Origin of the sequence: Rhizobium sp. WW_1 (assembly GCF_003610155.1) — a bacterium.
GTDB lineage: Bacteria > Pseudomonadota > Alphaproteobacteria > Rhizobiales > Rhizobiaceae > Rhizobium > Rhizobium tropici_A.
Window position 1 is genome coordinate 126,183 of sequence record NZ_RAIN01000004.1, and the last position, 21,887, is coordinate 148,069.

General features: G+C 57.1%; 32 protein-coding genes. 22 read left to right on the forward strand and 10 right to left on the reverse strand.

Annotation, left to right across the window (positions count from 1 at the left end; all coding sequences use genetic code 11):
• Positions 1–2 precede the first annotated feature (2 nt).
• The 5 genes from BJ928_RS13615 to BJ928_RS13640 all read right to left on the reverse strand — a co-directional run bounded on the left by BJ928_RS13615 (position 3) and on the right by BJ928_RS13640 (position 3,511).
• Positions 3–278 carry a hypothetical protein gene (locus BJ928_RS13615; protein ID WP_047629783.1) on the reverse strand — a complete coding sequence of 92 codons (276 nt, stop codon included), beginning with the start codon at positions 276–278 and terminating at the stop codon, positions 3–5.
• Between the two features lie 26 nt (positions 279–304).
• Entirely contained in the window at positions 305–748 is a 444-nt protein-coding gene (locus BJ928_RS13620; RefSeq protein ID WP_245432299.1) for a hypothetical protein, read from the reverse strand.
• Between the two features lie 521 nt (positions 749–1,269).
• Complete coding sequence (locus BJ928_RS13630) at positions 1,270–1,605, reverse strand: hypothetical protein (RefSeq protein ID WP_047629788.1); 336 nt, start codon at positions 1,603–1,605, stop codon at positions 1,270–1,272.
• 109 nt (positions 1,606–1,714) lie between these two features.
• Positions 1,715–3,079, reverse strand: a complete 1,365-nt coding sequence (locus tag BJ928_RS13635; protein ID WP_047629789.1) for a GIY-YIG nuclease family protein — start codon at positions 3,077–3,079, stop codon at positions 1,715–1,717.
• On the reverse strand, positions 3,080–3,511 hold the full coding sequence (locus BJ928_RS13640) for a hypothetical protein (RefSeq protein ID WP_047629792.1): 432 nt from the start codon (positions 3,509–3,511) through the stop codon (positions 3,080–3,082). It lies immediately after the preceding gene.
• A gap of 327 nt (positions 3,512–3,838) precedes the next feature.
• On the opposite strand from BJ928_RS13640, the gene BJ928_RS13650 reads away from it, so the two are divergent.
• Both BJ928_RS13650 and BJ928_RS13655 read left to right on the forward strand, forming a co-directional pair.
• The gene (locus BJ928_RS13650; RefSeq protein WP_047629794.1) at positions 3,839–4,534 is read left to right on the forward strand and encodes a S24 family peptidase; all 696 of its coding nucleotides are present in this window, start codon (positions 3,839–3,841) and stop codon (positions 4,532–4,534) included.
• A gap of 428 nt (positions 4,535–4,962) precedes the next feature.
• Positions 4,963–5,403, forward strand: a complete 441-nt coding sequence (locus BJ928_RS13655) for a hypothetical protein (RefSeq protein WP_047629797.1) — start codon at positions 4,963–4,965, stop codon at positions 5,401–5,403.
• Between the two features lie 46 nt (positions 5,404–5,449).
• Here BJ928_RS13655 and BJ928_RS13660 read toward each other — a convergent pair whose 3' ends face one another.
• Positions 5,450–5,758 carry a hypothetical protein gene (locus BJ928_RS13660; protein ID WP_245432300.1) on the reverse strand — a complete coding sequence of 103 codons (309 nt, stop codon included), beginning with the start codon at positions 5,756–5,758 and terminating at the stop codon, positions 5,450–5,452.
• A gap of 449 nt (positions 5,759–6,207) precedes the next feature.
• Here BJ928_RS13660 and BJ928_RS13670 point away from each other — a divergent pair, with 449 nt between their 5' ends.
• From BJ928_RS13670 to BJ928_RS13760, 19 genes are all read left to right on the forward strand, one after another.
• On the forward strand, positions 6,208–6,810 hold the full coding sequence (locus BJ928_RS13670) for an Nmad5 family putative nucleotide modification protein (protein ID WP_052227537.1): 603 nt from the start codon (positions 6,208–6,210) through the stop codon (positions 6,808–6,810).
• Positions 6,811–6,886: 76 nt separating this feature from the next.
• Complete coding sequence (locus tag BJ928_RS13675) at positions 6,887–7,204, forward strand: helix-turn-helix transcriptional regulator (RefSeq protein WP_063769442.1); 318 nt, start codon at positions 6,887–6,889, stop codon at positions 7,202–7,204.
• A gap of 25 nt (positions 7,205–7,229) precedes the next feature.
• The gene (locus BJ928_RS13680) at positions 7,230–7,619 is read left to right on the forward strand and encodes a hypothetical protein (RefSeq protein ID WP_047629802.1); all 390 of its coding nucleotides are present in this window, start codon (positions 7,230–7,232) and stop codon (positions 7,617–7,619) included.
• Positions 7,616–7,870, forward strand: a complete 255-nt coding sequence (locus tag BJ928_RS38545) for a hypothetical protein (protein WP_047629804.1) — start codon at positions 7,616–7,618, stop codon at positions 7,868–7,870. Before BJ928_RS13680 ends, BJ928_RS38545 begins: the two co-directional genes overlap by 4 nt.
• Positions 7,867–8,118: a hypothetical protein gene (locus BJ928_RS13685; protein WP_047629807.1), complete on the forward strand. Its 252-nt coding sequence runs from the start codon at positions 7,867–7,869 to the stop codon at positions 8,116–8,118. The genes BJ928_RS38545 and BJ928_RS13685 overlap by 4 nt, the downstream gene beginning before the upstream one ends.
• Entirely contained in the window at positions 8,102–8,623 is a 522-nt protein-coding gene (locus BJ928_RS13690) for a siphovirus Gp157 family protein (RefSeq protein WP_047629809.1), read from the forward strand. Before BJ928_RS13685 ends, BJ928_RS13690 begins: the two co-directional genes overlap by 17 nt.
• Positions 8,624–8,625: 2 nt before the next feature.
• The gene (gene bet / locus BJ928_RS13695; RefSeq protein ID WP_047629811.1) at positions 8,626–9,579 is read left to right on the forward strand and encodes a phage recombination protein Bet; all 954 of its coding nucleotides are present in this window, start codon (positions 8,626–8,628) and stop codon (positions 9,577–9,579) included.
• Positions 9,580–9,581: 2 nt separating this feature from the next.
• Positions 9,582–10,073, forward strand: a complete 492-nt coding sequence (locus tag BJ928_RS13700) for a hypothetical protein (RefSeq protein WP_047629813.1) — start codon at positions 9,582–9,584, stop codon at positions 10,071–10,073.
• The gene (locus tag BJ928_RS13705; protein ID WP_047629815.1) at positions 10,070–10,468 is read left to right on the forward strand and encodes a zinc-finger-containing protein; all 399 of its coding nucleotides are present in this window, start codon (positions 10,070–10,072) and stop codon (positions 10,466–10,468) included. Before BJ928_RS13700 ends, BJ928_RS13705 begins: the two co-directional genes overlap by 4 nt.
• A gap of 157 nt (positions 10,469–10,625) precedes the next feature.
• Positions 10,626–11,420 carry a hypothetical protein gene (locus BJ928_RS13710; protein WP_147413908.1) on the forward strand — a complete coding sequence of 265 codons (795 nt, stop codon included), beginning with the start codon at positions 10,626–10,628 and terminating at the stop codon, positions 11,418–11,420.
• Between the two features lie 8 nt (positions 11,421–11,428).
• A complete protein-coding gene (locus BJ928_RS13715) occupies positions 11,429–11,830 on the forward strand; it encodes a hypothetical protein (RefSeq protein WP_052227538.1) in 402 nt (133 codons plus the stop codon).
• Positions 11,827–12,234: a hypothetical protein gene (locus tag BJ928_RS13720; RefSeq protein ID WP_047629820.1), complete on the forward strand. Its 408-nt coding sequence runs from the start codon at positions 11,827–11,829 to the stop codon at positions 12,232–12,234. The genes BJ928_RS13715 and BJ928_RS13720 overlap by 4 nt, the downstream gene beginning before the upstream one ends.
• Positions 12,231–12,872 (forward strand): hypothetical protein, encoded by a 642-nt coding sequence (locus tag BJ928_RS13725; protein WP_047629823.1) that lies wholly within the window; start codon positions 12,231–12,233, stop codon positions 12,870–12,872. The genes BJ928_RS13720 and BJ928_RS13725 overlap by 4 nt, the downstream gene beginning before the upstream one ends.
• 3 nt (positions 12,873–12,875) lie before the next feature.
• Positions 12,876–13,082, forward strand: a complete 207-nt coding sequence (locus BJ928_RS13730) for a hypothetical protein (protein ID WP_047629824.1) — start codon at positions 12,876–12,878, stop codon at positions 13,080–13,082.
• A 439-nt stretch (positions 13,083–13,521) separates the two neighbouring features.
• Complete coding sequence (locus tag BJ928_RS13740) at positions 13,522–13,914, forward strand: hypothetical protein (RefSeq protein ID WP_047629826.1); 393 nt, start codon at positions 13,522–13,524, stop codon at positions 13,912–13,914.
• Positions 13,911–14,111 (forward strand): hypothetical protein, encoded by a 201-nt coding sequence (locus tag BJ928_RS13745; RefSeq protein WP_047629829.1) that lies wholly within the window; start codon positions 13,911–13,913, stop codon positions 14,109–14,111. The genes BJ928_RS13740 and BJ928_RS13745 overlap by 4 nt, the downstream gene beginning before the upstream one ends.
• The gene (locus tag BJ928_RS13750; RefSeq protein ID WP_047629830.1) at positions 14,108–14,584 is read left to right on the forward strand and encodes a hypothetical protein; all 477 of its coding nucleotides are present in this window, start codon (positions 14,108–14,110) and stop codon (positions 14,582–14,584) included. Before BJ928_RS13745 ends, BJ928_RS13750 begins: the two co-directional genes overlap by 4 nt.
• The gene (locus tag BJ928_RS13755) at positions 14,581–14,799 is read left to right on the forward strand and encodes a hypothetical protein (RefSeq protein WP_047629832.1); all 219 of its coding nucleotides are present in this window, start codon (positions 14,581–14,583) and stop codon (positions 14,797–14,799) included. The genes BJ928_RS13750 and BJ928_RS13755 overlap by 4 nt, the downstream gene beginning before the upstream one ends.
• Positions 14,789–15,943: a hypothetical protein gene (locus BJ928_RS13760; protein ID WP_052227539.1), complete on the forward strand. Its 1,155-nt coding sequence runs from the start codon at positions 14,789–14,791 to the stop codon at positions 15,941–15,943. The genes BJ928_RS13755 and BJ928_RS13760 overlap by 11 nt, the downstream gene beginning before the upstream one ends.
• A gap of 81 nt (positions 15,944–16,024) precedes the next feature.
• Here the strand turns inward: BJ928_RS13760 and BJ928_RS13765 are convergent, their stop codons facing one another.
• The 3 genes from BJ928_RS13765 to BJ928_RS13775 form a co-directional block, all read right to left on the reverse strand.
• A complete protein-coding gene (locus tag BJ928_RS13765) occupies positions 16,025–17,230 on the reverse strand; it encodes an acyl-CoA dehydrogenase family protein (RefSeq protein ID WP_047629834.1) in 1,206 nt (401 codons plus the stop codon).
• Positions 17,231–17,301: 71 nt separating this feature from the next.
• Positions 17,302–18,345, reverse strand: coding sequence for a substrate-binding domain-containing protein (locus BJ928_RS13770; protein WP_047629838.1), 1,044 nt, complete (start codon positions 18,343–18,345; stop codon positions 17,302–17,304).
• Between the two features lie 181 nt (positions 18,346–18,526).
• Positions 18,527–19,198 (reverse strand): TetR/AcrR family transcriptional regulator, encoded by a 672-nt coding sequence (locus BJ928_RS13775; protein ID WP_082011790.1) that lies wholly within the window; start codon positions 19,196–19,198, stop codon positions 18,527–18,529.
• A 169-nt stretch (positions 19,199–19,367) separates the two neighbouring features.
• Here BJ928_RS13775 and BJ928_RS13780 point away from each other — a divergent pair, with 169 nt between their 5' ends.
• The gene (locus BJ928_RS13780) at positions 19,368–20,672 is read left to right on the forward strand and encodes a cytochrome P450 (protein WP_245432339.1); all 1,305 of its coding nucleotides are present in this window, start codon (positions 19,368–19,370) and stop codon (positions 20,670–20,672) included.
• 49 nt (positions 20,673–20,721) lie between these two features.
• Here BJ928_RS13780 and BJ928_RS13785 read toward each other — a convergent pair whose 3' ends face one another.
• Complete coding sequence (locus BJ928_RS13785) at positions 20,722–21,759, reverse strand: dipeptidase (protein WP_047629843.1); 1,038 nt, start codon at positions 21,757–21,759, stop codon at positions 20,722–20,724.
• Between the last annotated feature and the right edge of the window lie 128 nt (positions 21,760–21,887).

Consider the following 21,887-nt stretch of genomic DNA (forward strand, 5'->3'; position numbering starts at 1 on the left):
CTTCAGGACCCGTTGCCCTTCTGCAGGTTCGCCAGATTTTGCATGATTTCGGCAATACCGCCGCCTCCCGCACCGAACGCCTTTTGAAGCGCCTCCGCGCCAATCGCACCGCGGGCCGCGTCGATATCTTCGGGGAGCTTGAAAGTTGCGATCGGTTTCGGACCATCGGGGAACGCAGCCTTATAGGCCTTGTTCGCCTCGCCTTCGCATTGAAGGCAACCACGGCCACCGCACCAACGGCAGTCACGATAACGATGTCCGTCGAATCTCGGCTGCATCTCAGTCTCCCATGATCCATTCAGCCCTATCGGCCCATTTCTTGGCCTTGGCGCGCCATCGCTTGGCGATGCGCAGCCGCCTCAAAAGAGGCAATCTTTTGATCCAGCGAAGCCAGATGGGCGCGCAGTTCTCGTGCTTCAATTTTGCTCTCCTCGATCAGAGCCGCCCGCAAGGCGTCCATTTCATCGCTATCAATCCGACGCGCGGTGCCTTCCCAGATCGAGCGGGCGCGGCGGGCGGTAAATTTCTTGGTGACGCGCGGTGAAATGAACCGCACTGCTTCGTAGAAAACGTTATCGAGCTTGATGTATCGCCGAAGAGGCCACGCATCTCTCATCAAGTCCCTGGCTGTCAAAGTTGGACTCATTACCTTCTTCCTGTCAGCTTCATCCTTGGGGCGAGAACCCAAATTCTTGTTTTCGAAACCCGACACCTTGTCGTCTCCTTGTGCGATCTTCGTCTCGTTCAAAGGAGACTTCAGATGCACAGGACCGATGATCAAAAAGACGGCGGTAATCGCCTTGCAGGGCTTTCACCCGCCGTCTCCGGTCCGCCTGGGCCAACCGTCATTCCATTTCCGCAGGACCGTTCGCCGCCGGTCTTGCAACGGAGGGAGCCGACGCCGCATCGGCTCCCTCCCCCAGTTCCTCTCGGGATCGCGGTCGCAGCAGTAGTGATGAAGCTGCAAAGCGCTCGACCGAGGATTAAAGTGCTGAGCCAGACCACCCGGGAGGAGGAGAAGTAGTCTGGCTCAGGCTTGAGCATGACGCTGGGAGGAGGAGTGCATCACGCCCATTCGAATTCATTCGCGGTCAGGGAGGCGTCGGAAATGCCGGTCGTCACCCTCGGCCGCGCCCGCGTTCGTGGGGTCGAATTGCTGACCGATGATCAAGCGAGCGCCGCGCCGTGCCACCAGGCCAGCGCCTACAGCAAGAAGGCAAATGCCAAATGCCGCAGCGAGATACTCAAAACCGAGAAGCAACGAGTCCATCAGCGGTCGCCTCCAAATCCAAAGAGAAGAGTGTCTGCGTCATTGGTGGATCCGAAGATCGAAAAGGCATCCTGCATGTGGATGTTCGAGGCTCCCGACGCGCGAGCGACCATGATTTTCCGAACCGAGCCGCCGCGAGCGCCAGCCGCCTTACGAATTGGGCTTCCAGCACTCAATGCCGGAAATTTACGACCATGGGTGCGACCGAAGTAGGCAAGCTTGGCATGCGTCGTTCCGCAGTTCGCAGCGATCTGACGAATCGTCATGTTGCATTCGATGCCGCCGTCGATCTGGGCCAGCTTCTGTTCGTCGGTGGAATTTTCCCAAAAGCTCATTGTGCCCTCTCGAAATTGTTCATGGCCTCGCGAAACGTGCGGCCGGATGCCGATCTGCCCGTATCGAGATCAACAATGATGAAGGTGCCGTCTTGAGTGATGATCGTGCTCACGCTGCTGCCCCCTGCATGGCCTTCTTGCAGGTCCAGCAATGATCCTTCGTGCCGCTGCCGCATTTTTCAGGGCGCTGACAATTCGGGCGGAGCAAGCGCCGAGCGTTGGGGAGGTCGCGATCCTCCCCGTTGTTCAAGGGGGGATGGGATTGTCCCGCGCGCGACGCGCCGCTGGTTACATGATCGCCTCCTGTGTTGGCGCCGACGCTGCTCGTTTCGTTCTTCGGACTTACGCGCTCGACGCTAGGCGCTTCGGCTTCGCCTTGAGAGGCCAAAGCGATTTTGGAATGAGGTGCCGTCTCTCCGCCCGTCACGTCCATTGCCTCAGACGTTGCAGTCGGTGCTCGGTCGCCGACACCCCTACTCACCAGCTCCGCACCGTCGGGTGCATCAGCCGAAGCTTCTGCGCGGCCCAAAGCCTTACGACCTGCCTCGCATGCATCATCACTGGCTTTCGCGTGGAACTGAGTTGCGGTCTCTCCCGCCGTCACCGCTTCGCAGATGCCTTCGGCTGCGGTTTCGCCGGGGTCCGTATCTGCTCCGGACTTCGTTGCCGTTTCCGGCTGGTCTTCTTCCGCCTCTTCGCGGGCAATCATGATATCGACGGCGGTGATCAGCGTAGCGCGACCGGCTTCGGTCTGCATGCCGGTCGCGACTGTGGCGATGAGCTTGGCGCTGACGTTGTTGTCATCGAGGATTTCGCCGGATGTGACATCGTATTTGGTGCCGTCTGTGGCAAATTTCTCAACTGTTGCGCAGAGCAAGTCGATCTCAGGCCGGATGATGTTAGAGAACCATTCACCATGAACCCGGTGCTCTGCGAACCGCTCGTGAAGCTCAAGTTCCTTCTTGGCCCCCCCGTCAATGACACCGATCAGCGATACAGGAACGGGGCTTCCCCGACGAAGAGCGGATATGCGCCTATCGACGTTTTCGGTCGACCCGATCTTGATAAGGCTCGCGTCGTCGGCTGCGAGGAAATAAACCTTGATGGGGCTGTCGTCGGCGAACGTACGATGCGCAATCTCGTCGAAAACATCCGTTTTCCGAGGTCCGCGGTATTCGCTCTCGCGTGCGTACGTGGCGCGCGGTGCACGAGGCGACGTCGTGATCTCCTCGAAAATCTCATCGATCAGCGCATCTTTCTCTTCGACGGCCATCGGATCTTTCTTGGCGGCGCGACGACGCTTGATCGCCGCCTTGATGGCCTCGATCTCGGTCTTGATGTTTGCTTTGTCCATGCCGCTAGCGACGAGCTGTGCGCGGTAGGCATCAAAGCAATCCTTCTTGCCGGTGTTCATGTCGGCGATCTGCTGATCGTATTCGTCGATCTCATTGGCGAGAGAGGTACGGGAAATCATTCAAACCTCCCCCAGCCATTCGGAGGCGCCATGCTGGCATTTCCCAACGGGTGCCCAGCACGAGGCACATCCGCCAGCCGGAATAGATTCTCGCTCAAGGACGGCAATCCATTTCGACAAATTGCTCAACGCCGCCTGATACAGAGCCTTGCGGGCGGAAGACGGATTGCGGCATCCCAGTGGCTTAGCAATTTCCATCACGCGGAAATCGCCGATTTTCGACAGGATATCCTGGACGCGCTTCTTCTGGTCGCGAATCCGATGGAAAGATTCAGAATGTTCTTTCTGCTTAGCTTTGCGCTGTTCTGCGACGTACCTGTCAATCTGCGCGTCTATATTGCCCCGCTTGGCGAGCGGGATATTCAGAAGACCGTGATCGAGGCGTTCCGTCTGAAGGATGTCTTCTGTAATGGTCTGGGCTTCGGCGGTCATGCAGCGGTCTCCGAGATGGGAGCGAAATCCGAAGCACGAACATCAATACCGCGCTCTCGCGCAGCATTGAGGATGGCCTGAACATGCCAATGAGGCACAACTCCGCCGGTTCCGCCCTTCTCCCTTGGCATCCGCCAGCGCATGACCGTGTGAACGGTGACGCCAGAGACTTCAGCCAGGGGCTTGAGGCCTTTGAACTTTCTGATGATCGTATTTGCCGGTTCGCATCTCATGACACCGAATGTACGATAAGCATACATTCATGGCAAGAGGTATTGTACGATTTTCCTAAATGCGCCGAGTTTGGCCTTGTGCGAAAATCAAACAATGGCTGACGAGTTTACAAATCAATATCTTGACTGGATCCGCGAAGGGCTTGCGCAGCCTGGGAAGACGCAGATCGGCCTCGCGCGCCATCTTGGCATTGCTCACCCACAGATTACTCAGCTACTCAAAGGCAATAGAAATCTGAAGGTCCATGAGATCCCAAAGATTGCTGAATACCTCGATCGCCCCCTACCAGGTGCTGAGCTGAAGCAGGTCACATCGGCCATGACGGTGGGCCGCGTGGCCGGTCATGTCGAAGCCGGCGCTTTCCGCGAGGTCGACGAGTTCGACCAATCTGAGCCTGAAGAAGTAGCTCTGCCTCGGGACAACTTGTTCCCCAACGCCAGGCAGCTCGTCTTCGATGTCGCTGGCGATAGCATGAACGATCTGCGTCCGCTCCCGATCTTTCCCGGCAGCCGCCTTGTCTGCGTTGCCTATGAAGACGTGGAGCACTTGGTCGAATTGAAATCGGGAATGGTGGTTGTTGTTCAGCGGGAGCGTGACGGCGGCCATTTTCGCGAATGGTCGGTAAAGCAGCTCGAGCTCTTTACCGATCGCGCCGAATTTCATCCTCGATCGACCAATCCGAAGCATAAGCCGATCATCGTACGGCGAGACCACGAGGCCGACGAAGGCGTGACGGTCGCGGTTATTGCTCTGGTGCGGCGCGTAATGAATGAGATGCCCGGGTTTTGAATTCTCCCGACAAATTCAGGCCGCATTGCTTTTTTACTACTGCTTTTGTCCCAATTGCGGAATCGCCAAAAAAGCGGCATTCTTGCGGAAGGAAATTGATAAAAAATTCATATTTCCTACGGAAGAATTCCTTGCGCAAGTCCCGCGGCTTATCGATAATTAATTGCGGGCAGAACGGGAACGGTATGGCTATTGCGTCATTAGTTCCTATATGCGACGTATGAAAGAAAATAAGAAGTCAGTTCTGGAGAAAAATAAGATGTCGACAGTCAGGCTAGATCGCGATGCATTCCGTCGTGGCGTTGATGACGTTTTGACGTTAGCTCCATTGCGTGACGCAGTGCGTGTTGCGGCGGGTGCATTTGCGACAAAGAGCGAAAAACCCTCTGCAAAAACGACCTCGATCAAAACAACAGACGGGCAAAGAGATGGCTCCAAAAAGTCGTCCGCCCGCTAAATCCACCGACCAAGATGAAAATAATGAAAACGGCCACCAGTCCGGTGGCCATTTTCTTGCAATTAATAATCTCCACTATCACGCTAATGAATTGTCTGAGCTTCGAAAGCTTGCTGAGGTTAGCCCAGAACTCGCTGAAAAAGTCATTGAACAGCGTGACAAAGAAAGCGCGCGAATTACGGCTAGCTACAATTTCGGAATAGCCTGCTCAATTATATTGCTCGCGCTCATACTCGCTAGTTTCACAATTCTTTGCATTTACGTTGGAATAATTGCGACAATTGCAGCGACCGGTGGGATTTTAGCCGTCGCACTTATGATACGTGTTATTCTCACTGGCGAATGGTCCGAGACGAGTTGGGTAGGCAAAATTGTGGCAAGCATAATTAAGGGCTTGGGAGGCTCAACTTAATTCCATCTCGCTGCTTGCTACCTACCGCGCAATAAATTGAAGCAAATCACGCCGCGAAATGGCGACGGCCATTTAAATCAAATTCTCCGCAGGCATTCGCAATTTCCTGCAGCAGCCACCGCTTCGGCGGAACGCACATGTACGAATGCCCATCATCCCCGATGAAATTCATGAGCGGCAGCACGCAAAATTCCTCGTCATCCCCGACCGGTGCGAATGGCCCGACCTTAAAGGCGTAGCCGGGAAAGCGATGACTGAGATAGTTCTCTAGCCGATCCTTTGCCGCCGCGACCTCGGCACGCTTGTCAAACGGCGGCACGATGACGAATTCCAAAACCTCGCGCTCAATACCCACAGTCGTATCCTCCTTCGATACCGATTAGCCTTCCGATCACACCGCCGCATGGCTGGCACCTGAACGGAATTCGCTCCAAGAAGACGCTTTCGATCAACTCGTCGGCATCTCGCGGAGCGTCCTCACCGACCGGCAATTCCACGATCCTCTCGCTCTCCCGCAAGCAGTTGTCGCACCTGATCTGAAGGGTGAAGCAAGCTGCTGATTTCATAACCGCTAGGTGCATTTTGTTCTCCTTTCGTTCTTATGAAGCCAGAACGAAAGCCGAGAGTCGAGTCTGATTCGCGATTCGGCGTTAACTTTTTGTCGAAACACAAATGTACGATTAGCATACATTTTTTCGTTGACGCGAATGTATGATTTGCGTACATTCTTCTCATCAACACCGCACCGAATGACCCCGCCAGCCGGCGAAGCAGAGAAACGGGCGCAAGATGAGGGAAGCAAGAATGTCGACCAGACTGACGAAGGATATACGTGAGGCAATCGCCAAGGACTTGATCAAGCATCGCTTCGAGGATGCTGTGAAGAATGTGTATGCCCAGCGCGCCGCACTTGCCGATGCAGTCTATCGAGACATCTATACCAAAACGCAACGCGAGCAGATCGAAGCCCTTCCTGACGGCATGCTGCCCACCGTCGACGACCTGAGTGTCAACTTCGGCACATCATACACCCATGTCTATTTCAGCGGCTACTCTTACGGCGACCTGAACAAGGTTGTCTCTGCCGATCGCACCGGATCGTATCGCCGTGTTTATTACAAGCACAAGGGCGGTTCGGTGAAGGTGTATGACGCCACGCATAAGCTGGCCGTCGAATATGATCGCCTATCAGGCGTAGCCGCCGACCTCGTGAACGAAATCGATGTAGCCCGGCGATCCGCCATCGCCGCGATGGCCTCTGTCGGAACTATCAAGCGTTTGATCGAGGCATGGCCCGAGGTTGCTCCTTTTGCGCGTCGATTTGATGTCGAGCGCCCTCAACTCCCGATGGTTCAGACCGACAAGCTCAACAAGATTTTGGATCTCCCGGTCTCAGAAGCCGCCTGATCCAATTCGGCATCCGCTCTTCACTGCAGCGGATATCGAAAGTGATCAACGCGCGACGGCGCATGAGGAATGGGAAATGGGTAAGCGCATCGAAAATATCGACATCGAGGTTGGAGCCCGCATTCGGGATTTCCGCAAGATCCGTGGCGTCACGCAGACTGGGCTTGCAGCCGCCCTCGGCGTCACCTTTCAGCAGGTGCAGAAATACGAGAAGGGCACGAACCGTGTTTCCGTCGGCGCTCTCGTCGCAATATGCCGCACGCTGAATATCGAGCCCATGGATTTACTCGGCGTCTATTTCGGTGACAGCGAGAACGCTGCGACGCCGGCCCTTCTCGCGGAGGTCAAAAATCTCCGCACCAAGCTTTCCGACATTCAACAGCTTTGCGCCTGACGCGCGGGATTTGGAGGCTACGGCAATGACCACATGCCAATTCAACTTCGATGAAGTGAAGCTGCCAGGCTACGGCGAAGGCGTCCTTCTTTATGGAACTGCCACGCTCGAGGGCGATTGCGAAGACGACAGCTATTTCTACGTCGCATCCATCCAGATCGGCAATCGTGTTCTGACGCGCCCGAGCCGGATCAACAGCGCGCACGTCGTCGATGACTTCTTCTTTACCGAGATCGCCAATCAGATCGAGAGCGACAAGACGGCTGTCGGTCGCAATGCGGCAGATGCGTGGACCGATGCTGTCGCCGGCAATGTCGAACCGGTTCCTGTTCTTCGCCGCCGCGCCGGCATGCCGTTGGGCTTCGTCCCCGAAATCTCCCCGACGCGCTCCTATGCGATGGAGGCTGCGGAATGAGCAAGCACAAGATTTTCGATGATGGCGGCCCAGCATTTTCCCGCTCTGGATTTTACAGTGATGGCGGTCCTAGAGAAAGTGACTGCTGGCCGACTGATGGAATGAGCCTTCGCGACTGGTTCGCCGGTCAGGCTCTGGCTGGCTCGCTCGCCGGCGAACCGGGATCGCACCTCATCCCCGAGCGCCTTGCACCCGACTGCTACGCTCTTGCCGACGCCATGATCGCCGCCCGGAAAGGCGGTGTACAATGACGCGCTGCGATCTCCGCTCCCATCATGAATGCTCGTGCCGCCCTGGCGAATGCGCCGTCGCCCCGATGCTCGACCTTCGCGATACGCCGGTAATCCGGTTCAGCACGGCACAGCATTTCATCGTTGCCGCGCTCGTCACTGCATTCATGGCCGCAATCGGCTACGGCGCACTTTCCAGCGCGAACGAAGCCTACAGCAAGCAATTCAAAATCGAACAGGAGTCTTCCGTCCATGTCGCACGCCGCTGAATTCAATGTCGCGCGGCAGGCCGAAGCCGCAAAGCGTCTCATGGCGAACCTTCGCTCCCAGGGCGTCGACGACGACCAGGAACTCGTTGCCGACACGATCGAAGGTGAGACGACCCTTCTCGATGCGATACAGACTGCGCTCGACGAGATCGACGAATGCGAAATCCAGATTGTCGGGCTCAAGGCTAAGGAAGCCGAGTTCGCCGACCGGCGCCGGCGCATGGAAGAACGCGCCGAACGCATCCGCGCGACAATCGAGCAAGCGATGATCGCGACCGAGCAGGATAGCCTTCGGCTGCCGACCGCCACGCTGACGCTGACGAAGCGCGCCCCTGGCCTGATCGTCATCAACGAAGCCGACATTCCAACGAAATTCTGGGTCGAGCAAGAGCGTCCCGCTCCGAAACTCGACAAGAAAGCCCTCAGGGCCGCGCTCGACGAAGGCACCGTTCCAGGCGCCACCCTCGACAACGGCAGCCGCAGTCTTTCCGTACGGAGGAAGTGATCATGAACGCCATCACGAAATTCGACATGACCCCGCGCCAGATCGCACTTGTCAAATCGACCGTAGCCAGGGACACGAATGACGATGAATTCAACCTCTATATGGAGGTTGCCAAGGCTAAAGGGCTCGACCCATTTCTCGGTCAGATCATTCCCATGGTCTTCAATAAGACGCAGCCGGCGAAGCGAAAGATGACGATCATCATCAGCCGCGACGGCCAGCGCGTTATTGCGCAGCGCTGCGGTGACTACAGGCCCGCGAGCAAACCGCCCGTCTATGAAACAGACCCGTCGCTCAAGGGACCGCTCAACCCGCATGGCATTGTTTCTGCGACCGTCTACCTTTGGAAGCAGGACCCCAAAACCAGCGACTGGTATGAAGTCGCCGGTCAAGGTTTCTGGGAAGAATTTGCCCCGATCAAAGATGAGTGGAAACGCGGCGAAGACGGAAACAGCTACAAGACCGGCAAGCAGACCTTAGACGATTCCGGCAACTGGTGCCGGATGCCACGCCTGATGATTGCCAAGTGCGCAGAAATGCAGGCGTTGCGCGCCGGCTGGCCCGAGCAGTTCACCGGCCTGTACGACGAAGCCGAGATGGACCGCGCGAAGGTCTTGGACCTGACGGCCTCCGAAATTGTCATTCAAGAACAGCAGGACAACCGGCTCCGCGCGATCGGCGGCAAGGATGCGCTCACCATTTGGTGGGGCGATGGATTTGCTCTTGAGAATGTGCCGGACGGCAAATTCTTCGACGCTGTCGTCGAGCACATTGCCAATCTCGACCCTATTGCCGTGGCGAAATGGGAAGACGCTAACCGAGCCAGCCTGCAGATCTATTGGGCTCGTCACCCAGGCGACGCTCTGGAGCTGAAAAAGAGGCTCGAAGCCGCACGGCAGAAGCGTGCGACGAATGTCGATAAGGCTCTGCAGGGCCATCCATTGATGGCAGGCTGACCATGACCCAGCCCCTACCCTTCATTTGGACCGGAGAAGCTTTCCAGCCTGTCAATCGTCATTGGGCGAGGAAATGCGACGAGCGCTTTGTCGTCGGTCAAATCTATACCTTCGACGAGTTGCATGTCCGATCCAGCGCAACGCATGCCCATTATTTCGCTGCGCTACACGATATCTGGCAGAGCCTGCCGGAGCGCTATGCCGAGCAGTTCCCGACTGAAGAGCATATGCGGAAATATGCCCTAATCCGTACGGGATTCCACACGATGATGCAGCACGTCTGCAAATCGGAAGCCGAGGCGCAACGGCTCGCATCCGTCATCCGGCCTTACGACAGCTATCAGCTCGTCACGGTCAAGGAAAACATCGTCACAGTCTATCACGCCATCAGCCAGGATTACCGGTCGATGGACAAGCGGTCCTTTGCCGAAAGCAAAGAAAAGGTGCTCGATTGGTGCTCTGCGCTTGTCGGCGCGGAAAGGAGCGCCGCATGACGGACACCCGCTCAATCTTCTGCTGCGGCTGCCAGGCCGAAGTTCCGGCCCGGCTCACTGATGGCAGAGAAATCTATCCGCATCGCGCCGACCTAGCGCCTCTACCGTTCTGGAAATGTGACGCCTGCAAGAATTTCGTCGGCTGCCACCACAAGACCAAGAACCGGACGAACCCGCTCGGATGCATCCCGACACGCGAAATCAAGGCGGCTCGTCAGCATATCCATCAGATCCTTGATCCGATCTGGAAGTCAGGTCGATACGGCCGTCGCGAGCTTTATTCGATGATCGCTCACGTCCTTGGCGTCGCTGAATACCACACGGCTGAAATTCGCAGCGTCGACGAGGCACGGCGTGTCTATCGAATTGTCAAAGATATCGGGAGCGCCGCATGAACTCCGCCCAGCTTCACCGCCAGAAATTCCCGAGCGCTCGCCCGAGCACTATTGCCTACCTCGAAAAGCGAGATGAGACCACTGCACGCCTCAAGTCTGAAGTGGAAGCTCGTCGTCGGAAGCGTCTTTCCTGGCTGTATTGGATATGGAGGCGCGCGTGAAACAGATCTACGCCTGGATTCGCGACCCCAAGAATAATTTGTTCAAGGGCATCTCGAAGCGAAGCGCCCTCTTCCGGCTCTTCTGCGAAAACCCCGATAGCTGCGATCTGTATGTGAAGGAGAATTCGTGCCTTCACTGCACCGCGCTCTCACCATGCAAGTTTGGCCGGAAGATTGAAACCGAAGGCCCGACGCGCGCCGCCAGATCATTTTACTCGACAACCGATAAATGGCGGAAGGACAACGCCGATTATCTGTCGAAGCTTAAGCCCTTGACAGCATACAACCGCGTGTTCCGCACTCACGGCAATTTCTATCTTCCGTATGCCTTCATGACCGGCACGTTTGGAAACGGATACCCGCTTGAAAGCAAATGGGTTGCAGAAGCCGATATGACACCGGAGCTTCTGGCCAAGATATGCAATGCCCATCCGCGTGCGGCGTTCGGTGGCGAGCTAACAGACTACCAAAAGAAGGAATTGCCAAAGTTTATCGCGGACTTGCACATGCATTATCCGGAAATCTTCGCGCTATTGCCAGAAAACCGGAAGGGCAGCCTCGCAAACATAAGCTATGTGGGTCGGAAAGCTGACATCACGACGTGCGCATCTGGGGAATACATTTTCGGAAATTACCGCTGGAAATGGGATGGGACCGACCTCGTTGGAGGCTCGATGCTCTTTCAGCCCGTCAAAGGTGACATCGAAATTCGGATTAAGCCGCAGGCTGGCGAGCCGGTGACGATCACCGACAATCGCCAAGTCAGTTCTGAAACTCGCTTTCTGGATTGAGGTGCGCCATGGCCCGTCGCGAGTTCACCAACGCCGTCTATGCCCAGATCGTAAAGCGCGCGATGCTACCGAGCGGAGAGATCGTCTGCGAAGGCTGCGGCCTCGTTCTTGGCAAGAAGGCCTATCACATCGACCATACTATCCCTGACGGGCTGCAGGTCGACAAAAGCCGGAAGCTCACCGCCGCAGACGGCAAGCTGCTCGGCGTCGAGTGTTGCCATAAGCCCAAGACGGCCGAGGACGTGAAGATCATTTCCAAGGCCAAGCATGTCGAAGCCAACTATCTCGGCATTAAGGCACCGAAGCAGAAGCTTCGCGGTCCAGGCTTCCCCAAATCCCCGAAGGCAGAGCGCCGGCAGCCGAAGCCGATCCTTCCCGCGCGCCAGCTCTACAAGGAAATCGACGCATGATCACCAATGCTGAAGGCAAGACTAAGTCATTCCCTATCGACGCCGTCATGTCGACCATTACTGGGGTCCTGGTATCGGAAAACGGAATTGGCTGCATCTACGAGATGCTGAACTGGATGACGGGGGATAGCGTCTTTACACACCAGATCCCGCGCATCAGCCGTGAGGCCGTCCCGGTGATGCTTGCCATCTATCCAGAGATGCAAGCCGCCATTGATGAAGCCAAACAGGTCAACGGCGATAACTGGCGCGAGTGGCTGACGACATGGAGGCAGCGCTACGGCGACGAGATTGCTGTTCCTGTCATGAATATCGCCGAGCACGAACGGATCGATCCACTATCAGAACTCGCTGAGAAGGTTTCTCCTGATCGGATCATTACTTTGGGGGATATCAAGCCATGATCACGACACCCGAGATGATCGAAGCTGCGAAGGCTAAAGGCCGCGAAATAGCTGGAAATCAGCCCGGAGCACTTGTGGAAGCGTTTGCCGAAGTGGCCGAAGCTGGTGCCGTTGCCGCTCTTGCGCTCGTGCCCGGAGAGCCGGTGGCGATCTTGTCGAAGTTCGATATCAACGGCTTTGATGTCAACGGTGGCGAAATTCATCCGTCAACGTTGTTCCCGAAAGGCACGCTTCGCCCTGAAAATGAATTCCCTCTCTACGCCGCCCCACCCGCAGCGGTGCAAGAGCCGGTGGCCGTGAAGGCGATGGAGGATGCTCTTGCGTGGCTGGCAATTCAGCGAGTCGCAATTCGCGTCACCGGAGATGGCTATTACTCATGCACCGAAGTCGATGAGGACGGTGATTACGTCACATATGATGATGCCATTCAGGCAATTGGGATGATCCGCTCCGCTCTCTCCACCTCCCCAAGCGACCCCGCACCCGAGATAGCCGCGCTTAGGGCTGAGAACGAGCGGTTGCGGGGGGCGTTGATCGAAGTCCTACCCATGGCCGAAGACATGTGGTCAAATCCGGAAAACATTCCCGAGATCGTTAAGGCCCGCGCCGCCATCGCTCCTCAGCAAGAGGAGGCGTAGGGGATGGCAAAGCTCAATCCATATATCCGCATAATGCGCGCTGCAGATCGTGGCGGCGTTGTTCGGCTCACGGCCAAAGAGGTTTGGTATCTTTCTCAGGACAGCTCTATTGCAGCGGTCGCCACCCTAACGGAAGATCTTCAAATCGCTGATGCTGGTGGCTTTTTCGTCACGAAAACCGGCTTTATCGACAAGGACTCCTCCCAATGACCACACCACACGATAAGGCTCTGGCCCGATGCCCGTTCTGCGGTTCCAGTCGGACCGAGGGCATGTTTATCCGCGATGGATGGAGCGTCGAATGCCTAGATTGCAGCGCCCGCGTCTCGGCATACCATCCGGATGCCCACGGCAAAGCTGCCGAGAAATGGAACCGTCGCGCCCCTATCCCAGAAGCCGGAAACGGCGATGGGTGGAACCATGACATGGATGCGGCGCCAAAGGATCGGCAATTCCTCGCCTTCGGACACTATTTCTACCCGGGCGATAAGAACCCAACGATTTACACTATGATTGCTGAGATATCGCTCGGCGACCCAGAGTGGCCTTACCGTACCAGCGAAGGCACGCACCGCAGAGGATTTTTTTCGCATTGGCGTCCTCTTCCTCCCCCACCCTCTATCCGTTCTAGCGATACAGGGAGGGAGGGATGAGCGAATTCCTTTGCAGCATGCCGGAATGCCAAACAACGGCCGGATGCTCTTGCCGACGCAGTGGGATTATCTACACCCCGCAATTTGTTGTACCGCCATATGCTTTTGATCCAGATCCGCCTACACGCGCCTATGTCGATACCCTCAAGGCCGAAATAGAATCGTTGCGGTCTAAACTCTCCGAGCGCCAGCGCACAGACGACCTTATCGAGGAGGTGAAAAGGGTGCTGAGGCCGTTCAACCAAATGGCCGGCGAGTTATTCTCGCGGAATTGGAACGCTTCAGATCTAGTTCTGGCTCTAGACAATCCAGGTCAAGAAAATCGTCTCACCGCTGGCGATATATTTGCTGTCCGCGCCCTCCTGTCTAAACTGGAGGTGCGCTCGTGAAAAAGATCGATCGCGACATTTACGAATATGGTGAGGTCGAGCGCGACGCTGCTCGCTCTGCTCAGTTCGTTTCCCATGGCGGCTTACTATATCGTCTGTTCAAATGGATCGAGCGCCAATGCCGTGAGGAACGTGAGGAACTGATCAAGGAACGAGACGCCAGCCGCACCGCTCTAAACGAAGAGGTGCGGAAGTGACGAGCCTTGTTGAACGACTGCGCCAGCTTAGCGCTGATATGCTGCGCCTCGATCTTGATATGAAGCTTCCGGCTGGGAGTATCGATCCATCAGAAGCCGCGGACCGCATTGAAGAGCTTGAACGTCAGCTTGCCGAAACTCGCATTGGACGCCTCATCCTCGATAAGCGTATTCATAACCAACGGGCTCAGTTGCGCTATTGGGAAAAAATCTTCAGCCAACACGTCCACTCTCACAAGCGCCACACACTTCCGAACTATCTCGGAATGCTGAAATCTCTATACAGCAAGGGATACAGCCGTGGCATTGAAGACGCAGCCAAGGTTGCCGAATCCTGCTACAATCCTGGAGATTGGCTCGACAGGGATCACGCTGGAAAAGCAGTTGCTATCGCCATCCGCGCCCTCTCCGACTCCACCCCAACTCCATTGCAAGAACAAAATGCCAACATGGGAAAGGAGGGGGAACCGTGACCCGAGCCGCTTTCCGCCAGGCCGACATTGAGAGAATTATCAAGGCAGCCGATCGACAAGGCGCCGCCGTGCAAATTGATATCCGTTCGCTTGTTGTCACCGTTATCCCCGGTATCCACAAGCAGGATGCCGTTGACGGCGCGCCCAAAACGGCCGGCATGCTTCCATCGGGCAATCTCGCCCCCGATGGAGAGGAAAACTGGGATGAGGACTGATAGACCCGGTTATAAATACCGAGACAATAAAGATGGCTCCCGGGTACATTATTGGGACCCAAAGCGAGCCGTAAAAGGATCGCCTGACTACCTGTACGTCGTGCGTCTTGCGGATGGACTCACCGATGAGCAGATCGCAGAGGAGTGCCAGCGGCGCACAAGGGAACTGCAAAACGATCTCCGCGGCCTTGGTGCGTCTCCGGCTTATGATGGCACAATCAAATCTCTCATCGATTGCTATCGGCACGACAAGACAAGCACGCTGCATACCGTCAAATACTCAACCCGCGCTCGCGATTATGAACCGAGCCTTCGGATATTGGAAAAGAATGTTGGTGCCCGAAGAATTGATGTACTCAAGGCATCTGACTTCAAGGATTGGTTCGCTCAATGGCGTAAGAAAGGTCATAGAAGGGCGGCCGGCGCAATTAAGCTCTTGCGGCTCGTTATGAGCTATGGCGCTGGAGAACGCCTGCACGGTTGCGCTCAGGCTCGCCTAATCCTGCACGACATCCGCTTTGATCAACCTGCCCCTCGTGAAGTCGCAATGACATATGAGCAATGCCTAGCCATCGTCAAAAAAAGTGCTGAAATGGGATGGCCGTCAATTGGTTTTGTTGAAGCACTGAAGTTCGAAACGGCTTTGCGCCGGATCGATATTATTGGGGAATGGGTGCCATCGCCAGAAGGTGGGGATTTCCGATGGACCGGCCTGATGACGCAGTCTATCTCAAAAGATATGATCCTGACACTGAAGACCAGCAAAACAGGCGCGGCTGTAGCCCGTGATCTTAAGAGCTATCCTCTTGTGGCAGAAGCGCTAAAGGCATTTCGAATGCCTGACATTGGGCCTGTCGTTATTGATGAGGGGCGCGGGAAACCATATCGCGGAGATCGCTACAATGATAAATTCCGGAAAGTTCGCGATGCGGCAGGCGTGCCGTCGAATGTGTGGTCAATGGATTCACGCGCTGGTGCTGTGTCTGAGACGGTAGAAGCTACGGGATCCTTGGAAGATGCCCGCGACCTCGCAACTCATACCACAACAAAAACCACCCGCCTTTATAGCCGAGGCGATGGGCTGACTAGCAGCCGTAGGATAGCGGAAGCCAGAATTGAAAATCGTTCGAAAAAGACGAACTGACACGCCGTGACATGAGTGACATGGGCTTATCATAAGTGATTGATATAATTTATTAAACTTGTACGATATCGTCACGAGTGATCAGCTGTAGAGGCTGACCTCGGGAATCCTGTCGTTCAAAACGAACTCGCCGACTTCCTTGGCCTTGTAGTAGACCGGATCGTGCAGGGTATGCGTGCGCACATTGCGCCAGAAGCGATCGAAACGATATTTCTCCGCTGTCGAACGCGCGCCGGTCAGCTCGAAAATGCGCGAGGTTATATCGAGGGAAACGTGGGTCGCATGCACCTTCGCAGCATAAGCCTCCGCTGCCACCTCACCGCGTTCCCGCGCCGTCACCCTATGACCCCTGGCTAGCGCCTCTTGAATCCTTGCAGCAGCGCTATCCGCCAAGGCGGTGGATGCTTTCAGCGCCGCGGTGAACTCACCGACGCGCTCGAGAATATAAGGATCGTCCGACGCGTGCTCGACGCCGGAAGTAATCCAGGGCCGCGTCGTGGTGCGGACATAATCGACCGCCTCGCGCAATGCCCCCTCGGCGGTGCCGAGATAGAAGTTCACGAAAACAAGCTGAATGAGGGGCGTATTGAAGGTCGCGAGGACCGATGCTTCGCCGCCGGTCAATGCCGCCCTGTCCAGATCCTCCTCGTAGACGGGGAAATCATGGAACTCTACGCTGCCGCTGTCGGAAAGGCGCTGACCGAAATTGTCCCAATCGCCGTTCGCCTTGTAGCCCGCCCGATCGGTTGGAACTGCAAAACCGATGATCCGGTCGTCGAGTGCGGCATTGGCATTGATGTAATCGGAGACATGGGCGGCAGTGGAAAAGGACTTGCGGCCATTCAGAACATAGCCGTTGCCGCGGCGCGTCAGCACAAGGCCGGGATCGCGCGGATTGACGGCGGCGCCCCAGTAAAGGCTGTTGGCAACCGTCTTGCTACCGAATTCCTGCGCGCGCACCTCGTCGAAGGCCCAGTAGATATACTGGCTGTTGACGTAATGATAGCCAAGAAGCTGGCCCACGGAGCTTTCGCCGCGCGCAAGAATACGCACCAGTCGCAAGCCGTCGACCCAATCGAGACCGCCGCCGCCGATCTGCGGTTCGTGCAAGGCGTTCAGCAGCCCGGCATTTTTCAGCTTGACGATCTCACCGAGCGGCGGCCGGCCCTCGCGGTCAAGCTCCGCCGCGCGCCCGGAAAGATCCGCAGCGATCTCTTCGGCTCTGGCAAAGAGGTCCCCCCGCGTGGTGTTTCGATTGCTTGCAAAAACGACGTTGGACTGGCTCATGAAATGAACTCCGGTTCATGGACGTAACCCGGCGGGATCGGAAGGCCCCGCCGACAGATCGAAGACGATTCCTAGAAAAGCTTGTCCGGAATCCAGTTGGCGGTCACTGCGTCGCTGGTGTTGAAGGCCGGAACTTTCTTGGCGAGCTCCTCGATCGTCTGGACGTTGGCGGCGCGAAGTCCTTCCTGCGTCAGCAGCGTCGGCCTCACGGTGATCTGGTGCGGAACCTGCTGGCCTGCGATCTGCAATGCGGCAGCACGGATGGAAACGGCGCCGACGACGGCAGGATTGGTCGCAACCGTTGCGACCCATGGGCTACCCGGTTCGGTAATCTCTTGGATATCGGCCGTGGACACATCAGCCGAATAGATCTTCAGCTTGTTCGCGATCCCGAGATCCGTAGCGGCGAGCTTCACGCCGCGGGCAAATTCGTCATAGGGGGCGAAGATAACGGTGATATCGGGATTGGCCGCAAGCGCCGCCTTGGCCTGATCGGCCGTCGACGTCGCCGTGGTGTCGCTGACATTGCCGAAGCGGGCTTTTTCGACCACGCCGGCATTCTGCTTCTTGAACGTTTCCCAGACCTCGTTGCGGCGGTCGAGCGGCGCGAAACCGGCAACATAGACATAACCCGCCTTGAAGCTGTCGCCGTTTTCCTTGGCAATCTGTTTCAACGCAAGATCGGCGAGCTCGTGATCGCTCTGCTCGACCTGCGGGATCTTCGGATTGTTGAGATTGACGTCGAAAGCAACGACCTTGATGCCCTTATCGAGCGCCTGCTGGACGACATCGCCAAGCGATTCCGGCAGGCCATGGTCGATAACGATGGCGGAGACGCCGAGATTGATCGCCTGCAGGATCTGCTCGCGCTGAGCAGCGGCGTCCTGACGGCCGGGGAAAATGCGCAGATCGATGTCGAGCGCCTTGGCCTGCGCTTCGGCGCCTGCCTGATAGGCCTGGAAGAAGTCGCCCGCGGATATGTAGCTGACCAGAGCCACCTTCACGCCACCCTTGTCAAAGGGCGCTGGGGCGCCATTCACACCGCTGGCCAGCGCCGCCTGCGCAAGAAACAGCGGAGTAACGGCCGACAGCGCAAGCCGTGTGATAAGTCTCATCGTCGCGATCCTCACGATCCATCGCAAGCGTCGTCTGACGGGCAGACGGCCCTGCGACACATCTGACTATTAGATATAAACTCTATGCTTTTAGTAGATTAATTCGTCTGATTTTGGCTGGCTTCGGAGATTCTTTGTTCACCGGCCGAGCGGTTGACGGCAAGGACTTGCCGCGCGGGCTTCAGGCAAAAGGCTCTGCGAGCATTTCGTCCAGATCCGCCCTCGCCTGAGGCGAAAGATAGGGACGCAGCAAGCTCGCAACCTGGCTAAGCCCCCAATGGACATGCTGAGGCGTCAGTTCGCCTATCCCCTCCTGAAGGCCGAGATAGACAGCCCAGTAAGTTGAAACGATCCACATATTGGTCATCAGCGCTTTGCGGTCGCTCGCGGCGACGCTGATCAGGTCGCTATCCTCCATCCGCTGGAAGATGATATCGACTGATAGTCGCATGCCGGCACTGACCATCAGGATCGGCGCCCTCAACCCCGGTGCGATTGCCAGCAGACCGGGAATATCGCGAAACAGGAAGCGATGGGTCCAGACGAGCGCGAACCATCGCCTCAGAAATCCGGCATAGGCTTTCGAATCCGACCCCTGAACCGCATCGGCTTGCCTGACTAGCGCCAACGCACCGGTCTCGAAGCGCGAAAACAGAGCCAGGACAAGCGATTCCTTGGTGCGGAAATGATAATAGAGATTGCCCTGATTGATGCGCACGGACTTGGCGATTTCTGCCGTAGTCACCCCTTCCGGGCCCTTATGGTTGAAGAGCGACAATGTGGATGCGAGTATCCGTTCGCGCGTGTCGGGCCGTGATGCAGCTCCCGTCTTTTCGCTTTTGCCTGTCGGCATGCTCTTCCCCCTTGAAGCTCTAAGGTGTCCACCTTATTATTCTCTAAGGCAGATACCTTAATCCTGATCTACAGGCATCCGCGGAGATGAACAAGGAGACTGAAGGATGAATACACGTGTCAACGCGGCCGCCCTCTCGCAAACGACCTTTCCCCTTACCCCACGGTCGATGCCGCATGTCTTGCTATCGCTGATCCGCAATCCGCTCGACGCGCTACCGCCGGAAATCTTCACCGAACCCGCAGTTTTCACCCGGATGGGCGGCAAATTGCGGGTCTATCTTGCCGAGCCGGAACTCATCTATCAGGCGCTGGTCCGCAACTCCGATGCGCTCGACAAAGGCGAGGATGTGCGCCGCGTCTTGGGTCCGGCGCTCGGCAATGGCATACTGACCTCCAACGGCGCCGACTGGAAATGGCAGCGCCAATCCGTAGCAGGCGCCTTTCGCCACGAAAAGCTGCTGGAACTGCAACCGGCCATGATCACGGCTGCCCAGCGCCGGCGCGACCTCTGGCTCTCCCATGGGGACACTTCCCTCGATCTGTGCCAGGAAATGATGCGGACGACCTTCGATATTATCGTCGAGACGATGATGTCAGGCGGCGATGGCATCGATGTCGACAAGGTCGAGCGCAACATCACCAATTTTTTGAAGCCGACAGGCTGGAAATTCGCGCTTGGCCTGCTTGGCTTGCCCGGCTGGACGCCTCATCCCGGCAAAGAGAAGGCGCGATCGGCCGTCGCCTTCCTGCGGGCGACGCTTGGAGCCGTGATCGCCAGGCGGCGGCACGGCGGCGAGGAACGCAGCGATCTGGTTTCCATGCTGCTTGGCGCGGCCGACCCCGAGACCGGCCGGATGATGAGCGACGAGGAGATCATCGACAACCTGATGACTTTTATTACAGCCGGACATGAAACGACGGCGCTCGGCCTTGCCTGGACCTTCCATCTTCTTGCCCGCCATCCCGACTGTCAGGCGAGGCTTTTCGAAGAGATCGCCACCGTGACCGAGGGCGGCCCATTGGCGGCCGAGCATGTGAGCAAGCTCACCTATGCGAGGCAGGTTTTTTCCGAAGCCATGCGGCTCTATCCGCCGGCACCCATCATCTCGCGCGAGGTAACAAGCGAATTTACCGTCGGCTCCTATACGATCCCGGCCGGCACCGTCATCTACGTGCCGATCTACGCCGTCCATCACCACGCCGACATCTGGGAAGATCCACAGGTCTTCGACCCCGACCGCTTCGAGCATGAAGCAGCCAGGAGCCGGCATCGCTACGCCTTCATGCCCTTCGGCGCCGGCCCGCGTGTCTGCATCGGCAATGGCTTTGCGATGATGGAGGCAGTCGCGATCCTGGCCGTGCTGCTGCAAAAATTCCGCGTGACCGGTTCGAACGAGCCTTCACCCAAGCCCGTCATGAAGGTGACGTTGCGGCCCATGCATCCTTTGTCGATCAATCTCATCGAGCGCTAGGAGCCTGAGCCTCAGCTTACGGAAGGCAGTGACGAAGGACTGACCTGTCTCAGCCACCCCAGGTCTGTTCTAGGACGCGAATCCAGTTTTGATGGGCGATCTTTGCCACCGACCGGTCGTCGAATCCGTGCGCTCGCATGGCGTCGATCAGCTTTGGCAGACCGCCGGCATCTCCGAGCGACTGCGGAATGGTCGTGCCATCGAAATCGGAACCAAGCGCCACATGGTCGATGCCTATGCGCTCGGCGATGTAAGCAACGTGACGAACGAGGAGTTCGAGCGGCGTATCCGCGTTTCTGACGCCATCGTCACGCAGGAAGAGCACGCCGAAATTGATGCCGACCAGACCGCCGGTATCGCGGATCGCATCGAGCTGCTTGTCGGTCAGATTGCGGCTATGCGGAGAAAGCGCGTGCGCGTTTGAATGCGAAGCGACCAGCGGCGCATTCGACAGCTTCGCAATATCCCAGAACCCCTGCTCGTTCATATGCGAGAGGTCAATCATGACCTTCAGCTCGTTGCAGGCACGGATCAAATCCTTGCCCGCATCGGTCAGGCCGGGGCCGATATCGGGTGTAGAGGGAAACCTAAAAGGCACGCCGTGGGCAAAAACGTTGGAGCGGCTCCAGACCGGTCCAAGTGAGCGCAGGCCGGCTTGATGCAGGACGTAAAGGGCGTCGAGATCAGCCGCTACCGCTTCCGCGCCTTCGATGTGAAATACGGCTGCAAATTGCCCTTCGGCAATCGAGCGCTTGATATCGGAGGCCGAGCAGCAGACCTTCACCGCTCCCCCGGACTGGGCTTCGATCGCAAAGAGAAGCCGGGCCATCGCCAGGGTTTCGTTCAGTGCATCCGGCTGGCCAGGCGTGGCGAAATCGGCGTTCTCAGCCTTGGGCTGATCCGGCGACGGGATGAATATGGCGCAAAGCCCGCCGGCCAAACCACCGCGACGGGCACGGGGCAGATCGATATGCCCAGCAGCCTCGCCGTTCAGGAAGGCTTCGGCGGCATTCGGGCCGCCGCGGCGCAGCCGAAGCAGCGCGTCGTTGTGGCCATCAAAGACGGGGATTATCGAAGATTCGGTCATGTCTCATTCCAAATACTGCAGTTGATATCTGCGTAGGCAAGCTTGGCGCGATGGGCAAATGCAAACCACGCATAGGACCTGCGAAAAACGGTATCAGCCGCTCGCAAGACGCGCTGTTAAGAGCTTGG

What these genes read in the sequence shown, in the direction of transcription:
- BJ928_RS13615 (WP_047629783.1), bottom strand. Translation starts at nt 278, where the DNA reads ATGCAGCCGAGATTCGACGGACATCGTTATCGTGACTGCCGTTGGTGC.
- BJ928_RS13630 (WP_047629788.1), bottom strand. Translation starts at nt 1,605, where the DNA reads ATGAGCTTTTGGGAAAATTCCACCGACGAACAGAAGCTGGCCCAGATC.
- BJ928_RS13635 (WP_047629789.1), bottom strand. Translation starts at nt 3,079, where the DNA reads ATGATTTCCCGTACCTCTCTCGCCAATGAGATCGACGAATACGATCAG.
- BJ928_RS13640 (WP_047629792.1), bottom strand. Translation starts at nt 3,511, where the DNA reads ATGACCGCCGAAGCCCAGACCATTACAGAAGACATCCTTCAGACGGAA.
- BJ928_RS13650 (WP_047629794.1), top strand. Translation starts at nt 3,839, where the DNA reads ATGGCTGACGAGTTTACAAATCAATATCTTGACTGGATCCGCGAAGGG.
- BJ928_RS13655 (WP_047629797.1), top strand. Translation starts at nt 4,963, where the DNA reads ATGGCTCCAAAAAGTCGTCCGCCCGCTAAATCCACCGACCAAGATGAA.
- BJ928_RS13670 (WP_052227537.1), top strand. Translation starts at nt 6,208, where the DNA reads ATGTCGACCAGACTGACGAAGGATATACGTGAGGCAATCGCCAAGGAC.
- BJ928_RS13675 (WP_063769442.1), top strand. Translation starts at nt 6,887, where the DNA reads ATGGGTAAGCGCATCGAAAATATCGACATCGAGGTTGGAGCCCGCATT.
- BJ928_RS13680 (WP_047629802.1), top strand. Translation starts at nt 7,230, where the DNA reads ATGACCACATGCCAATTCAACTTCGATGAAGTGAAGCTGCCAGGCTAC.
- BJ928_RS38545 (WP_047629804.1), top strand. Translation starts at nt 7,616, where the DNA reads ATGAGCAAGCACAAGATTTTCGATGATGGCGGCCCAGCATTTTCCCGC.
- BJ928_RS13685 (WP_047629807.1), top strand. Translation starts at nt 7,867, where the DNA reads ATGACGCGCTGCGATCTCCGCTCCCATCATGAATGCTCGTGCCGCCCT.
- BJ928_RS13690 (WP_047629809.1), top strand. Translation starts at nt 8,102, where the DNA reads ATGTCGCACGCCGCTGAATTCAATGTCGCGCGGCAGGCCGAAGCCGCA.
- bet (WP_047629811.1), top strand. Translation starts at nt 8,626, where the DNA reads ATGAACGCCATCACGAAATTCGACATGACCCCGCGCCAGATCGCACTT.
- BJ928_RS13700 (WP_047629813.1), top strand. Translation starts at nt 9,582, where the DNA reads ATGACCCAGCCCCTACCCTTCATTTGGACCGGAGAAGCTTTCCAGCCT.
- BJ928_RS13705 (WP_047629815.1), top strand. Translation starts at nt 10,070, where the DNA reads ATGACGGACACCCGCTCAATCTTCTGCTGCGGCTGCCAGGCCGAAGTT.
- BJ928_RS13715 (WP_052227538.1), top strand. Translation starts at nt 11,429, where the DNA reads ATGGCCCGTCGCGAGTTCACCAACGCCGTCTATGCCCAGATCGTAAAG.
- BJ928_RS13720 (WP_047629820.1), top strand. Translation starts at nt 11,827, where the DNA reads ATGATCACCAATGCTGAAGGCAAGACTAAGTCATTCCCTATCGACGCC.
- BJ928_RS13725 (WP_047629823.1), top strand. Translation starts at nt 12,231, where the DNA reads ATGATCACGACACCCGAGATGATCGAAGCTGCGAAGGCTAAAGGCCGC.
- BJ928_RS13730 (WP_047629824.1), top strand. Translation starts at nt 12,876, where the DNA reads ATGGCAAAGCTCAATCCATATATCCGCATAATGCGCGCTGCAGATCGT.
- BJ928_RS13740 (WP_047629826.1), top strand. Translation starts at nt 13,522, where the DNA reads ATGAGCGAATTCCTTTGCAGCATGCCGGAATGCCAAACAACGGCCGGA.
- BJ928_RS13760 (WP_052227539.1), top strand. Translation starts at nt 14,789, where the DNA reads ATGAGGACTGATAGACCCGGTTATAAATACCGAGACAATAAAGATGGC.
- BJ928_RS13765 (WP_047629834.1), bottom strand. Translation starts at nt 17,230, where the DNA reads ATGAGCCAGTCCAACGTCGTTTTTGCAAGCAATCGAAACACCACGCGG.
- BJ928_RS13770 (WP_047629838.1), bottom strand. Translation starts at nt 18,345, where the DNA reads ATGAGACTTATCACACGGCTTGCGCTGTCGGCCGTTACTCCGCTGTTT.
- BJ928_RS13775 (WP_082011790.1), bottom strand. Translation starts at nt 19,198, where the DNA reads ATGCCGACAGGCAAAAGCGAAAAGACGGGAGCTGCATCACGGCCCGAC.
- BJ928_RS13780 (WP_245432339.1), top strand. Translation starts at nt 19,368, where the DNA reads ATGCCGCATGTCTTGCTATCGCTGATCCGCAATCCGCTCGACGCGCTA.
- BJ928_RS13785 (WP_047629843.1), bottom strand. Translation starts at nt 21,759, where the DNA reads ATGACCGAATCTTCGATAATCCCCGTCTTTGATGGCCACAACGACGCG.